The organism is Nonomuraea sp. NPDC050783 (genome assembly GCF_040802095.1).
Lineage (GTDB): Bacteria > Actinomycetota > Actinomycetes > Streptosporangiales > Streptosporangiaceae > Nonomuraea.
In genome coordinates this window covers 492602-505796 of the sequence record NZ_JBFAHK010000001.1, presented here as the reverse complement: position 1 = coordinate 505796, position 13195 = coordinate 492602, and the positions used below count along the sequence as shown (strand labels likewise).

At 72.8% G+C, this 13195-nt stretch carries 13 protein-coding genes; 10 read left to right on the top strand and 3 right to left on the bottom strand.

Translation table 11 applies throughout. The features are described from left to right. Positions 1–16 precede the first annotated feature (16 nt). The 3 genes from AB0H75_RS02350 to AB0H75_RS02340 are packed head-to-tail and all read left to right on the top strand — an operon-like array spanning position 17 to position 2783. Entirely contained in the window at positions 17–433 is a 417-nt protein-coding gene (locus tag AB0H75_RS02350) for a SchA/CurD-like domain-containing protein (RefSeq protein WP_367788466.1), read from the top strand. Continuing rightward, on the top strand, positions 430–1305 hold the full coding sequence (locus tag AB0H75_RS02345) for an NAD(P)-dependent oxidoreductase (protein ID WP_367788464.1): 876 nt from the start codon (positions 430–432) through the stop codon (positions 1303–1305). Before AB0H75_RS02350 ends, AB0H75_RS02345 begins: the two co-directional genes overlap by 4 nt. Then, positions 1302–2783: a peptide MFS transporter gene (locus AB0H75_RS02340; RefSeq protein WP_367788462.1), complete on the top strand. Its 1482-nt coding sequence runs from the start codon at positions 1302–1304 to the stop codon at positions 2781–2783. The genes AB0H75_RS02345 and AB0H75_RS02340 overlap by 4 nt, the downstream gene beginning before the upstream one ends. A gap of 126 nt (positions 2784–2909) precedes the next feature. Here AB0H75_RS02340 and AB0H75_RS02335 read toward each other — a convergent pair whose 3' ends face one another. Then, complete coding sequence (locus AB0H75_RS02335; RefSeq protein ID WP_367788460.1) at positions 2910–3776, bottom strand: PEP/pyruvate-binding domain-containing protein; 867 nt, start codon at positions 3774–3776, stop codon at positions 2910–2912. Between the two features lie 931 nt (positions 3777–4707). On the opposite strand from AB0H75_RS02335, the gene AB0H75_RS02330 reads away from it, so the two are divergent. The 4 genes from AB0H75_RS02330 (at position 4708) to AB0H75_RS02315 (ending at position 8699) form a co-directional block, all read left to right on the top strand. Next, complete coding sequence (locus tag AB0H75_RS02330) at positions 4708–5484, top strand: BTAD domain-containing putative transcriptional regulator (RefSeq protein ID WP_367788458.1); 777 nt, start codon at positions 4708–4710, stop codon at positions 5482–5484. 181 nt (positions 5485–5665) lie between these two features. After that, a complete protein-coding gene (locus AB0H75_RS02325) occupies positions 5666–6898 on the top strand; it encodes a cytochrome P450 (RefSeq protein ID WP_367788456.1) in 1233 nt (410 codons plus the stop codon). 8 nt (positions 6899–6906) lie between these two features. Continuing rightward, entirely contained in the window at positions 6907–7914 is a 1008-nt protein-coding gene (locus AB0H75_RS02320) for a beta-ketoacyl-ACP synthase 3 (RefSeq protein WP_367788454.1), read from the top strand. 119 nt (positions 7915–8033) lie between these two features. Further along, positions 8034–8699, top strand: a complete 666-nt coding sequence (locus AB0H75_RS02315) for a DUF1579 family protein (RefSeq protein ID WP_367788452.1) — start codon at positions 8034–8036, stop codon at positions 8697–8699. Positions 8700–8760: 61 nt separating this feature from the next. Here the strand turns inward: AB0H75_RS02315 and AB0H75_RS02310 are convergent, their stop codons facing one another. After that, on the bottom strand, positions 8761–9459 hold the full coding sequence (locus AB0H75_RS02310; protein ID WP_367788450.1) for an N-acyl homoserine lactonase family protein: 699 nt from the start codon (positions 9457–9459) through the stop codon (positions 8761–8763). Between the two features lie 26 nt (positions 9460–9485). Next, a complete protein-coding gene (locus tag AB0H75_RS02305; protein ID WP_367788448.1) occupies positions 9486–11096 on the bottom strand; it encodes an FAD-dependent monooxygenase in 1611 nt (536 codons plus the stop codon). 172 nt (positions 11097–11268) lie between these two features. On the opposite strand from AB0H75_RS02305, the gene fabI reads away from it, so the two are divergent. From fabI to AB0H75_RS02290, 3 genes are all read left to right on the top strand, one after another. Then, positions 11269–12033 carry an enoyl-ACP reductase FabI gene (fabI, locus tag AB0H75_RS02300; protein ID WP_367788446.1) on the top strand — a complete coding sequence of 255 codons (765 nt, stop codon included), beginning with the start codon at positions 11269–11271 and terminating at the stop codon, positions 12031–12033. Positions 12034–12040: 7 nt separating this feature from the next. Continuing rightward, complete coding sequence (locus AB0H75_RS02295; protein ID WP_367788444.1) at positions 12041–12799, top strand: polyprenol monophosphomannose synthase; 759 nt, start codon at positions 12041–12043, stop codon at positions 12797–12799. A gap of 162 nt (positions 12800–12961) precedes the next feature. Continuing rightward, the gene (locus tag AB0H75_RS02290; protein WP_367788442.1) at positions 12962–13186 is read left to right on the top strand and encodes a hypothetical protein; all 225 of its coding nucleotides are present in this window, start codon (positions 12962–12964) and stop codon (positions 13184–13186) included. Positions 13187–13195 lie beyond the last annotated feature (9 nt).

Sequence of the window (13195 nt, the reverse complement as noted above, 5' to 3'; positions counted from 1 at the left end):
ACCCCCAAGGAAGGTAATGACCATGACATTCGCCGCGATCAGCTACAAGATCAAGCCCGGCTACGAGGACGAGATCGCGCAGATCTTCGCCGAGTTCCAGCGGCCCGACTCGCCCATCCTGCACGACGAGGAGGGCGAGGAGACCGGCGTCATCCTCGCCACCGGCCTGTTCATCGCCGGTGACCGCATGTTCCGCGTCATCCAGTACGAGGGCGACCTGAACGACGTCGCCCGGCACATGGCGGTGCAGGCGGGCGTGCGCGAGGCCGAGCGGCGGCTCCAGCCGTACCTGGCCGAGCCGCGCGACACCGAGACGGTCGAGGGCTTCCTGCGGTACTTCCGCAACAGCACGATGCGCTGCATCCAGCAGCTCGGCGTCCCCACCGAGATGCTCAGGGACATCCCCGAGCACCTGCTGGCGAGGCAGCCGTGAGCGAGGCGGCGGGCCTGGCCTTCCTCGGGCTCGGCGGCATGGGCTCCGGCATGGCCCTGCGCCTGCTCGACTGCGACTTCGACGTGGTCGTGCACAACAGGACCGCGGCGAAGGCCGCGCCCCTCGTGGCGGCGGGCGCGCGGGCGGCCGGCAGCGCCGCCGCGGCCGTGGCCGGCCGGGACGTCGTCGTGGTGAGCCTCGCCGACGAGGCGGCCGAGGAGCAGGTCGTCTTCGGCGAGGCGCTGGCCGCGTTCAGGCGCGGGGCCTACCTCGTGGACACCTCCACGCTCTCGCCGGCGTACTCGCGGGCCGCCACCGAGCGGCTGGCCGCGGTGGGCGTGCGGCGGGTGGAGGCGTGCGTGCTGGGCAACCCGCTCCAGGCCAGGGAGGGGCTGCTGCGGGTGCTGGCCGCGGGCCCGCCCGCCGACGTGGACGCCGTCGCGCCCGTGCTCGAAGCTCTCGGCCACCAGCTCGTCCGCGTGGGCGGCACCGGCTCGGCCGCCGTCATGAAGCTGGTGTTCAACCTGCTGATCGGCGCGCAGGTGGCCTCGCTCGCCGAGGCGGTGACCCTCGGCGTCGGGGCCGGGCTGGACCGCGAGGAGCTGCTGACCGCGATCAAGGAGAGCGGGTTCAGCTCCATGGTCATGAGCTTCCGCGCCGAGATCATGCAGCGGCGCGACTACGTGCCCGCCGCGTTCCGCACCCGGCTCATGGCCAAGGACCTGCGCTTCGCGCTCGCCGAGGCCGAGCGGGCCGGCGTGGCGCTGCCGGTCACCCAGCGCGCGGCCGAGCGGTTCGAGCGGGTGATCGGCGCGGGTGCCGGCGACGCGGACGCCGCCGTCCTGGTCGAGCACCCCGAGGCCGCCCCATGAGCGCCACGGCGGAGAGCACCCCGGGGGTCGTCCCTCCGCCGCCGGCGAAGCGGTTCTTCGGCCAGCCGGGCTGGTTCGGCACGCTGTTCATGGTGGACATGTGGGAGCGGTTCAGCTTCTACGGCATGCGCGCCATCCTCATCCTCTACCTCGTCGCGCCGCCCGGGCGCGGCGGGCTCGGCCTCCCGGTCGGCACGGCCGCGCCGCTGTTCGGCCTCTACATGTCGGCGGTGTTCCTGGCCGCGCTGCCCGGCGGCTGGGTCTCCGACCGGCTGCTCGGCCCCCGGCGTACGGTCCTGGTGGGCGCCGTGACCATCGCCTGCGGGCACTACGCGATGGTGGTGCCGGCCGTGCCGTTCGTCTGCGCCGGGCTGGTGCTCATCGCGGCCGGCACCGGGCTGGTCAAACCCGGCATGGGCGCCCTGGTCAGCCACCTCTACCCGCACGAGACCGGCAGGCGGGACGCCGCCTGGTCGGTCTTCTACATGAGCATCCAGGTCAGCGCGCTGCTCGCGCCGCTGGTCACCGGCCTGCTGGGCGAGCGGGTGAACTGGCACCTCGGCTTCATGGCGGCCGGCGTGGGCATGACGTTCGGCGCCGTCCAGTACGTGGCCGGCATGCGGCGCTTCGGCGACCTCGGGGCCGCGCCGCCCCGGCCGATGGCCCCGGGCGAGCTGCGGCCCGTCCTGCGCAGGACCGGCCTGGCCGGCGGGGGCGTGGCCGCGCTGCTGGCGCTCGACGTGCTGGCCGGCGCCTTCACGGTCGAGCACGTCCTGGCGCTCGTGGCGGTCGCCGTCGTGGTCGTGCCCGCCGCCGCCTACCGGTCGATCCTGCGGGCCAGGGAGCTGAGCGGCGACGAGCGGCGCCGGGTCAGGGCGTTCCTGTGGCTGCTGCTGGCCTCGGCGGTGTTCTGGATGCCGTACGACCAGGGCGGCTCGCTGCTCAACCTGTTCGCCGAGCGCGACACCGACCGGACGCTGGCCGGCTTCGAGCTGCCCGCGAGCTGGCTCCAGTCGTTGCACCCGGCCTTCATCCTGCTGCTGGCCCCGCTGTTCGCCTGGTTCTGGGTGCGCAGGGGCGAGGGGTTCAGCACCTCGGCCAAGTTCGCGGCCGGGCTGGTCCTGATGGGGTCGAGCTTCGTCGTCATGGTGTTCGCGGCGCTCGGCGCGCAGGGCGGCGCCCGGGTGTCGATGGTGTTCCTGGTGGTCGTCTACCTGCTCCAGGTGGCCGGGGAGCTGGCGCTGGCCCCGCCCGGGCTGAGCGCGCTCTCGCGGACGGCCCCGAAGGCGTACGTCAGCCGGATGATGGGGGTCTGGTGGTTGTTCGCCGCGCTGGGGGTCGGGCTCGGCGGGCAGCTCGCGCGGCTCAGCACGGTGGTGCCGCCGCCGGTCTACTTCGCGGCGCTCGGCCTGCTGGTGCTGGCCGTCGGCGTCGCCGTCGCGGCGTTCGCCCGCCGCATCGACCGTGCCCTGAGCTGAACCGTCCCTTCCCCGCGTGCCCTTCTCCGCGTGCCCTTCCGCGCGTGCCCTTCTCCGCGTGCCCTTCCGCGCGTGCCCTTCCGCGCGCCCCCGGACCCCTCGCCGGTCCGGGGACGCGCGGCGCTCTCATGCCCGCAGGGCCTCGCCGCAGGGCCGGCAGGAGACGGTCGCGACCTGGTTCTCGGCCACCGCCATGCCCAGCCGTACCCGCTGCCCGAGCAGGTCGCAGGCCCTCAGGAGCTGCCGGGCGATGCGCCGCGACACCTCGTTGGTCAGGCAGGGCTGCCGCCGCAGCTTCTGCATGACGGGCACCTCGACCACCCCTCCGGCGGCCGGGCAGATCATGCGCTCCTTGACCGCCACCTGGCGGGTCTGCAGCCGCAGCGCCATGTCGTAGACGAAGACGTCGGCCGGCTCGTCGTCCGCGGCCAGGTTCTCGCCCAGGCCCCACGTGGCCCGTACGACGATCTCGCTGTCCGGGCGGGCGAGGTCGGCGAAGTAGACCCGCGCCGAGCTGTCCGCGGCGACCAGCGTCTGGATCAGCACGGCTCTCCTGCCGAGGCCGCCCAGGCCGTGCTCGGGCATGCCGGGCGCCCAGATCGCGCTCGGCATCGGCCTGGCGAGCAGTTCGAGCACGCACGCCGACAGCGCCTCGTCGCCGCTGATGTTGAGGAAGGTCGGCACGCTGGCGCTCCTGAGCCCGCGCGGCGGTGACGGCCGCACCGCGACCGCGACGTGCTCGGCCCGTTCCGCCCGGCTCAGCTCGTGATAGGCGGCGAGGGTCGCGTTCAGCACGGCCTCGCGCTCCTGGTCGGGCAGGTCGAGATAGGACAACGCGGTCACGCTGAAGCCGCGCGGCACCGTCAGCTGGCGCCCCAGCCGGTTGAGGTAGGCGGCTTTCTCGCCGACCAGCTCGACGCTCTGGCCCTGCGGCTCACGGCCCCAATAAAGGCGAAAAGCGCGGCCGAAACCATGAACATTGTCATCGTCCACTTCGACTTCCATCCCTCTCCGGGCCTGAATCGCGGCGAGACGCGGTGGCCGCGAAATGCCGTCGGATGTCCGACAGAATTACCTGGACTCCTTCCGCCGTCCGGGCCGACGCCTCAAAAAGGCCCGCCGGCGAATATCTCGGGCGTTTTCCGGAGAAGCCGAAGGCCGGAGGCGGCGTGCGACCTCCGGTCGAAGGATCCGTCCAGCTCAGGCCCTGGATCCGCGCGACGGCGCGGCGGCTAGGGAGAGCCTCCGCAAGGCCGGGTGCCGCGGACCGGGACCGTGGCACGCCGGCCGGCTTGGAGCACCGTCCGAACCATCAGGCCTCCCCCCTCTGCACCTCAGACGCCTTCCTGGCTCGATCCCCGGCCGTGCGCGGCCGGGGGCCGGGGTGCCCGGGGAACGCCGCGGGCCCGCCGGCCGGGTGAATTCAGGAATTCACCGCACAAAGAACCTGGAGCCAGCCTACCGATTCCGCGCCCCCGGTCGAATACTCGGCTCGCAGCCCACCTTCTTACGGCGGGAGGAGTAGGCCGCTCCCGGGGTACTCCATTTGGAGGACGTGGGCACTGTCCGTGCCCACCCGGCTACGACCTACCAGCACATACGTTCCCATCTGGGAGGACGCGCGAAGGTCCGCTTATCGGCCGCACCCTAAGGAGATGACTTAAGTCCTGACCGATACACCGATGGCAAGTCAGGATCATGACAATCGACTTCGCCGGCTGTTCGGATCGCCAGGTCATGCGGGACTTGGCCGCTTCCGAGGAAGCCACGAGCCACCCATAAGGCATTCCATGTGCAGAGGTATAGACAAACGAGTAGTGACACCCGAACAGGGGTGGCAGATAATAACTCCGTATGGCGGCCGAGCAGCAATAGGCACAGGCAAGATACGCAGCCAAGCACACCATCAGATTAGGGGGCAGCCATGCTGCAATTCCGCATCCTGGGCACGCTAGAGGTGATGAACGACGAAGGAGATTGCACGCCGACCGCGCCGAAGCTACGTGAAGTCCTCTCGCTCCTGCTCGTCCAGCCTAATCGCGTCGTGCCCACAGAGATCCTGCTGGAGGAATTGTGGCGGGGTAAGTTACCCCGCAGTGCCGTGGCCACTCTGCAGACCTACGTCTATCAGCTCAGGAAGACGCTGAGCGGCGGCCACGCGGCCGACGACTGCGAGATTCTCGTCACCCGGCCGCCGGGCTACATGATCCGGCTCGACCGCGACCACCTCGACGCGGCGCAGTTCGAGCGCCTGGTGGACGAGGGCCAGGCCGCGCTCAGCCGTGACGACCCGCAGACCGCCAGCCGCAAGCTGCACCAGGCGCTGGCCCTGTGGCGCGAGCGCGCGCTGGCCGACGTCGAGCCGGGTCCCCGCCTGGCGGCGCACGTGGCGTGGCTGGAGGAGAGCCACCTGTCCGCCCTTGAGTTGCGTATCGAGGCCGACATGCGGCTGGGCAAGCACCGCCAGCTCGTGGGCGAGCTGCGAGCCCTCGCCGCGGCTCATCCCCTGCACGAGTGGTACCACCTGCAGCTCATGGTCTCGTTGCACCGGTCGGGCCGGCGGGCCGACGCGCTTGACGTCTACCAGCGGCTGCGGGCGGTCGTGCGGGCCGAGATCGGTTTGGAGCCCTCGGCCGAGCTCCGCCACGCGCAGCAGGTGATCCTGGAGGGCTCGCCCTTCGACGTCCTCATCCAGACCTGACGGGCTTCCCTGGCCCGGCGGATCTCCGCCCGAAGGCGCACCCATGCTCATGGGTGCGCCTTCCGCCGTTCACGCCCTGGCCCGGGCCCGTGAGCGGCTTCCTAACGTCTTCCGACCGGCGCTCGACGCCTCCTCGCGACCATGGACTGCCTGAAGGCGATCCAGCGACGGGAGGCCGCTCGTGCCCAGCAAGGCGACACCGAGATACCGATTCCCCTTCCAGGCGGCGAGGCCGTCGGAGCCGCCCCCGGAGTTCGCGCGGCTGCGCCAGGAGGAGCCCGTCGCCCTGGTGGAGCTGCCGACGGGTGACCGGGCCTGGCTCGTCACCGGCTACCACGAGGTCCGCCAGGTGCTGTCGGACCTCCGCTTCAGCAGGGCGGCCGCGGCCGCTCCCGGCGCGCCGCGGCTGCGTCCCGTGCCGCCCGACCTGACGTCGATCCTCTCGCTCGACCCGCCGCGGCACACCCGGCTGCGCTCCCTCGTCGCCTACGCGTTCACCGGGCGGCGCGTGGCCGGCCTGCGCCCGCGCATCCAGGCCAGGACCGACGCCCTGCTGGACGACCTGGTGGCGCAGGGCCCGCCGGGCGACCTCGCCGCGGGGCTGGCCACCCCGCTGGCGATGGCGGTGATCTGCGAGATCCTCGGCGTCCCCGAGGAGGGCCGCGAGCAGTTCCGCCAGTGGACCGACACCGTGCTCAACCTGGTGCCGGCGGAGGCCGGCAGGCTGGTGGCGGCCCGGTCCGCCCTGCACGAGTACCTGGGCGCCCTCGTCGCGGACAAGCGCCGCTCGTTCCAGGGCGACCTGCTGAGCGTGCTCGCCTCGGACCACGACGGCGACCGCCTCACGCACGAGGAGCTGCTGACGTTCGGCGCCACGCTGCTGACCGCCGGCTACCACACCGTCGCCGCCGCGATCGTCAACGGGACGCTGGCGCTGCTGCTGCACCCCCAGGAGCTGACCCGGCTGCGCGCGCAGCCGCCGCTGATCGCCACGGCGGTGGAGGAGCTGCTGCGGTTCACGCCGGGGGCCGTCAGCGGCGGGACGATCCGCGTCGCGACCGAGGACGTCGAGCTCGGCGGGGTGACCATCCGCCGGGGCGAGGCCGTCATCCCCTCCACCACCTCCGCCAACCGGGACGGCTGCGCCTTCGCCGACCCCGACGTCCTGGCCGTGGACCGGCCCGTGGAGCGCGGCAAGCCCTCCCACCTCGCCTTCGGCCACGGCGTCCACCACTGCCTGGGCGCGAGCCTGGCCCGCCTGGAGCTGCGCGTCGCGATCGGCACGCTGGTACGCCGCCTGCCCGGGCTGCGCCTGGCCGTGCCCGCGCGGGAGCTGGTGTGGAGCACGAACACGATGATCCGGACCCTGACCGCGCTGCCGGTCACCTGGCAGCACGGCCGTACCGAGGAATGAGACGAGCGATGACCATCGAGCTGCCCGCTGCCGGGCGCGTCACCGGCAGCCGCATCCTGGGGCTGGGCGTCTACCGCCCGGCCAACGTGATCACGAACGACGAGATCGCCGAGCGCGTCGGGCGTACGGCGGCGTGGATCGAGTCCCGCTCCGGGGTCAGGGAGCGGCGCTTCGCCGGTCCCGGCGAGACGCTGCCCATGATGTCGGCCGCCGCCGCCGAGAAGGCGCTCGCGGCGGCCGGCGTGGCGCCCGGGCGGATCGGCTGCGTGATCGCCGCGACGACGACGCACCTGACCCAGATGCCCTCGCTGGCCTCGGAGGTGGCCCACCGCGTCGGCGCGGCGGGGGCGGGGGCGTTCGACGTCTCGGCCGCCTGCGCGGGCTTCCCGTACGGGCTGGCGCTCGCCGGCGACCTGGTGAGGTGCGGCAGCGCCGAGTACGTGCTGATGATCGGCGCCGAGCGCGTCTCCGACATCCTCGACCACGAGGACCCCAGCACCGCCTTCCTGTTCGCCGACGGCGCGGGAGCCGTCGTGGTCGGGCCCTCGGACAGGCCGGGCATCGGCCCCGTCGTGTGGGGCTCGGACGGCTCGCGCGCCGCGGCCGTCGGGATGAGCGGCTTCTGGGTGCCCGAGCTGCAACGGCAGCCGGAGCTGAAGTGGCCGGTGCTGACGATGTCGGGCTGGCGCGTCTACCGCTGGGCCACCTCGGAGCTGATCCCGGTCGCGGCGCGGGCCGTCGAGCGGGCCGGGCTCACCCCCGCCGACCTGGAGGCGTTCATCCCGCACCAGGCGAACAGGCTCATCACCGAGGCCCTGTCCGCGGGCCTCGGCCTCGGCGAGCACGTCGCGGTCGCGACGGACATCGAGCGCAGCGGCAACACCTCCGCCGCCTCCATCCCGCTGGCCATGGACACGCTGCTGGCCGCGAACACGGTACGGAGCGGCGCGCCGGCCCTGCTCATCGGCTTCGGCTCGGGGCTGGTCTACGCGGCCCAGGTCGTGGAGCTGCCGTGAGCCGTTCTCTAGGGCGCGACGAGTAACCGTCTAAAACGCGAACCTATGGTCTTCGCATAAAGGCCGGAAAAAACAATTCCTGTCGGCTTCGACCTGGTCGGCCGGGGAGAGGGAGACACATGTTGACCACACGACAAAGAGCCGCCATCCGCTGGACGGCCCTCCTCGCGGTGCTTCCGCTGACCGGCTGCGCGGGCGCGGCCCAGTCCAGCACCGCGGCCGGCCCCCGGCAGGACGCCGCCCAGGCGCCGGCCCAAGCACCGGCCCAGGCGCCGGCCGCCGCGGTGGAGCCGCCACGCAACGGCGCGACCACCAAGGGCGCCACCCCCGAGCTCAAGCTGCTGGAGTGGTTCGCGGGGAGCTGGACCTGCAAGTCGAAGAACAACCCGCCCGTGGGCAAGCCCTACACCAGCACGCTCAAGGCCACCGGCGCCTTCGAGCTGAGCGGCAACTGGTTCGTCTGGAACAGCCAGGAGCAGCCCGGCCCGCAGGTGCCGCACCCGGTGGCGTTCAAGGGCGTCTGGGGCTACGACGCCCCCAACAAGCGCTACGTGACCAGCCACTTCGACAGCACGGGCATCAGGGCCCTGCAGTACGGCGCCGGCTGGAAGGGCGACGTGCTCGACCTCACCGAGGGCACGCTCTTCCTCAGGGAGGGCCGCCCGCAGCCGTTCAGGGAGATCTTCACCAAGACCGGCCCGGACAGCTTCACCGACGACATGCGTTTCCAGATGGGCGGCACATGGCACACGATCATCGTTGCCGACTGCAAGCGCGACCGCTGAGCGGGAGAAGAAGAATTCCCGGCCCGCTGGAAAGGGCCGGGAATTCCTTTTTACCCGCCTTCTACGCGTAGTGGCCGGGCGAGACGCGCAGCCCCGCCCACTGCACCGGGTCGTGGCCGTAGACCGTCAGCGCGCCCTCGCGCCCGGCCAGCTCGGCGAGCTTGCGCGTGCTCACCCTGGTGGCCTCCTCGTCCAGGTCGAACGGCAGGATCGGCCGCTCGTCGGGGTCGGCCGCGAGGCCCATCGGGATCGCGTCGGCGGCCAGCAGCACGGCGCCGGTCTCCGGCAGCCGCACGAGCACCGACTGGTGTCCCGGCACGTGCCCGCCGGACTCGACCAGCTCGATCCCCGGCAGCAGCCGCACGTCGCCCTCGACCTGGCGGTAACGCAGCTCGGGGCGGTCCCAGCGCTTCCTCGCCTCCTCCAGCCGCGCCACCCGCCCCGAGCGGGCCGTCTCCAGGCAGGCGCCCTGGATGACGAACTCCGCGCCGGGGAACCGGTCGTGGTTGCCGGCGTGGTCCGGGTCGAGGTGCGTGCAGATCACCACGTGCACGTCCGCCGGGGTCAGGCCGAGCTCGCCGAGCCGGTGGCCGACGTCGTCCTCGGCCGTCACCTCGATCGGGCCGCCCGCGGTCGCCAGGTCCGCCGGGTAGCCGGTGTCCACCAGGACGTTCGTGCCGTCGTCCAGCCGGATCAGGTAGCCGGGCACGGGGGCGCCGAGCGCGCGGATCGTGCCGAGTCTCAACAGGTACAGCCGCATGGTGCTCCGCCTTCCTCCGCCGCGGCTCATCGCCGGTCCAGCACGGTGCGCAGCGCCGACTCCAGCACCGCGGCCGGGTCCGGCGCGGGCCGGTCGCTCCGCCAGGCCACGAACCCGTCGGGACGCACCAGGGTCGCGGTGGCCGCGCCGCCGTAGACGGCCGCGCAGCGCTCGTCGGGCTCGCTCAGCTCGGCGCCGAGCCGGTACACCCGCACGGCGAGGCCCAGCCGCGCGGCGGCCTCCGTCATGGCGGGCGCCCAGGGGCCGGGCGATCCGGTGACGAGCACCCAGGAGCCGTCGAACAGGTCGATCGTGGAGATCCGCCGGCCCGCCAGCGACACCCGGGCGTGCGGGGCGCGGGTGCCCGGCCGCCCGTCGCACTCCGCGGCCCAGGGCGGGCTGCCGTCCGGGCCGCCGAGCACCGCGCCGGAGCGGTAGAGCTGGCGGAAGTGCACGGTGTGGTCCGGCTCGATGCCCTCCGCGCCGTCCGTCTCCTCGCCCAGCATCGACGGGCGGTCCTGGGAGCGGAGCACGGCCTGCTCGACGGTGGCCACCGCGATCGGCCGCCGCTCGGCCTCGTAGCTGTCCAGCAGGGCGGGCCCCGCCGCGCCGGCGCTCACCGCGGCCAGCTTCCAGGCCAGGTTGTGGGCGTCCTGGATGCCGGTGTTGGAGCCGAAGGCGCCGCTCGGCGGCATGACGTGGGCGGCGTCCCCGACGAGGAGGACCCGGCCCGCGCGGTAGGAGGCGGCGGTCAGCCCCGCCGCCTCCCACGGCAGGACGCTGTTGATCTTGACGTCCAGGCCGGGCAGGCCGGCGGCGGCGCGGACCAGCTCGGCGCAGCGCTCCTCGGGGAAGTCGTCCGGGCCCTGGCCGGCGTCCGGGTCGTACATCACGTGCAGCAGCCAGTTGACGGCGTTGTCCACCGGCACCAGGGCGCCCATGAGGTGGGAGTTGACCACGTACGACAGGATGAACCTGCGCTCGCCCAGCGCCTCGCGCAGGTCGGCGTGGAAGTGGATGTTCAGGTAGTGCGCGAGCGTGCCGGGGCCGTCGCGGCCCACGCCGAGGGCCTGCCGCACCGGGCTGCCCGCGCCGTCGGCCGCCACCAGGTAGCCGGCCTCCACCTGGTAGACCTCGTCCGTCGAGCGGTCGCGCAGCAGCGCGGTCACGCCGTCCCCGTCCTGGGTGAAGGACTCCAAGGAGGTGCTGAACCGCGCGTCGGCGCCCAGCTCGACCGCGCGCTCCAGCAGGATCGGCTCCAGCTCGTCCTGGTCGCACAGGCACCACCCGGCCGGGCTGATGCCCTCCAGGCTCACCGTCGGATCGACGAAGTACGGCGCGTGCATCACGCCGTACTCCTGGCCGGCCAGCGTCTCCATCGCCCGGATGCCGCTGTTGCCCGCCAGCGCCCGCGCCGAGTCCGCCGCCCGCACCCGGCCGGCGACGCCGAGCGTGGCGAGCAGCTCCATCGTCCGCGCGTTGACCCCCCGGGCCTTCGGATGGGCCGAGGTGGACGAATGCCGCTCCACGAGCACGGACGGCAGGCCCCAAAAAGCCAGGAAGGCGGCGGCGGAAATACCCGCGACGCCGCCCCCGACCACCAGGGCCGGTGTTTTCTCTTTCCGCAGGTCTGACAATTCTCCTCCTCCGGCCGATACGCCTGCCGCCAGGCTAGTTAGCGCGTTTCCCGTCGTCCAGCGGCCGGGAAGCCGCTCCGAGCGGCCTTCTTGACGGCTCCGAGCGGCTCTCTAGCAACCGTCCAAGACGACCGTGGAAGATAGCGGGAAATAATATGAGCGAGGTAATTCCATGGGACTGTTAAGTGGCAAGAGAATCCTGGTCACGGGAGTTCTCACCGAATCCTCCATCGCTTTTCACGTCGCGCGGCTCGCCCAGCTCGAAGGCGCCTCGGTCGTGCTCACCGGCTACGGCCGGCTCGGCCTGGTGGAGCGCATCGCGGCCCGGCTGCCGCAGCCGCCGCCGGTGCTGGAGCTGGACGTCACCGACGACGCCCAGCTCGCCTCGCTGGCCGAGCGCGTCCGGCCGCACGCCGAGCGGATCGACGGCGTGCTGCACTCGATCGGGTTCGCCCCGCGCGGCGCGCTCGGCGGCGCGTTCCTGTCCACCCCGTGGGCGGACGTGGCCACCGCCGTCCACGTCTCCACGTACTCGCTCAAGGCGCTGGCCACGGCCGTCGTCCCGCTCATGGGCGAGGGGGGCTCGATCGTCGGCCTCGACTTCGACGCGTCCGTGGCCTGGCCCGGCTACGACTGGATGGGCGTGGCCAAGGCGGGCCTGGAGTCCTGCTCCCGCTACCTCGCGCGCTACCTCGCGCCGCGCGACATCAGGGTGAACCTGGTCTGCGCCGGCCCGCTGCGCACGATCGCCGCCCGGGGCATCCCGGGGTTCGGCGACTTCGAGGACACCTGGAAGGCCAGGGCGCCGCTGGGCTGGGACAGCTCCGACTGCGAGCCGGTCGCCAGGACCTGCGTGGCGCTGCTGTCCGACTGGCTGCCGGCCACCACCGGGGAGATCGTCCACGCCGACGGCGGCCTGCACGCGATCGGCGGGTGAGCGGGCCGTGGACACCTACCAGGAGCTGGGGCGCGTCCTCGTGGTCGTGCCGACGTACAACGAGCGCGACAACCTGGCGGACGTCGTCACCCGGATACGCCGCTCCGTGCCCGGGGCCGACCTGCTGGTGGCCGACGACGCCAGCCCGGACGGCACCGGCGAGCTGGCCGACGAGCTGGCCGCCCGGGACCCGCACGTGCACGTCCTGCACCGGCCGGGCAAGGCGGGCCTCGGCGCGGCCTACCTCGGCGGCTTCGGATGGGGGCTCGACCGGGCCTACGACGTCCTGGTGGAGCTGGACGCCGACGGCTCGCACCGGCCCGAGGAGCTGCCCGCCCTGCTGGCCGCGCTGCGCGCCGCCGACCTCGTCATCGGCTCCCGCTGGGTGCCGGGCGGCCGGGTGGTGAACTGGCCGAGGTCGCGCGAGCTGCTCTCCCGGGCCGGCAACGCCTACACCAGGACCCTGCTGCGCCTGCCGGTCAGGGACGCCACCGGCGGCTACCGGGCCTACCGCGCCACCACGCTCAAGGAGATCGGCCTGGACGACGTGGAGTCGCAGGGCTACTGCTTCCAGGTGGACCTGACCCTGCGGACCGTCCGCGCCGGGCTGCGGGTGCGTGAGGTGCCGATCACCTTCGTCGAGCGCACCCGGGGCGCCAGCAAGATGAGCCGGGCCATCGTCCTGGAGGCCCTGCGCAGGGTGACCTGGTGGGCCGTGTCCGGCGAGAAGGCGCGTCCCGGGCGTAGGGCCAGGTCAGCGCGCTGACGGACCCGGCCGCGTACTCCGTCGCGATTACGCGGCTCCCGCGCCTACTGCCAAAGGCGCACAAGATCGACTCCCCTCGGCCGATGCCTCCCGACCTGCGGATTCGTAGCGTGGAAGGGGTGCCGAATGTGCCGAACCCGACGACAGAACCCTGGAGGAACCATGAGTACCGCCACACGCCGCCCGCTGACGCGCCGCCCCCGCTTCTGGATCGGCCTCGTCGTCGCGCTCGCCGGGCTGCTGTTCAACCTGGGCGTCCTCTTCGTGCCGATCAGCGAGATCATCAAGAACCCGCGGTTCGTCCCCATGCCCGAGGTGCTGCTCGGCTGGTGGTTCATCCTCATCGGCCTGGCCCTGATGGTGCCCTGGCCGTCGCGTCGTGCCTGACCTCCCTCT

What these genes read in the sequence shown, in the direction of transcription:
- AB0H75_RS02350 (WP_367788466.1), top strand. Translation starts at nt 17, where the DNA reads ATGACCATGACATTCGCCGCGATCAGCTACAAGATCAAGCCCGGCTAC.
- AB0H75_RS02340 (WP_367788462.1), top strand. Translation starts at nt 1,302, where the DNA reads ATGAGCGCCACGGCGGAGAGCACCCCGGGGGTCGTCCCTCCGCCGCCG.
- AB0H75_RS02330 (WP_367788458.1), top strand. Translation starts at nt 4,708, where the DNA reads ATGCTGCAATTCCGCATCCTGGGCACGCTAGAGGTGATGAACGACGAA.
- AB0H75_RS02320 (WP_367788454.1), top strand. Translation starts at nt 6,907, where the DNA reads ATGACCATCGAGCTGCCCGCTGCCGGGCGCGTCACCGGCAGCCGCATC.
- AB0H75_RS02315 (WP_367788452.1), top strand. Translation starts at nt 8,034, where the DNA reads ATGTTGACCACACGACAAAGAGCCGCCATCCGCTGGACGGCCCTCCTC.
- AB0H75_RS02310 (WP_367788450.1), bottom strand. Translation starts at nt 9,459, where the DNA reads ATGCGGCTGTACCTGTTGAGACTCGGCACGATCCGCGCGCTCGGCGCC.
- fabI (WP_367788446.1), top strand. Translation starts at nt 11,269, where the DNA reads ATGGGACTGTTAAGTGGCAAGAGAATCCTGGTCACGGGAGTTCTCACC.
- AB0H75_RS02290 (WP_367788442.1), top strand. Translation starts at nt 12,962, where the DNA reads ATGAGTACCGCCACACGCCGCCCGCTGACGCGCCGCCCCCGCTTCTGG.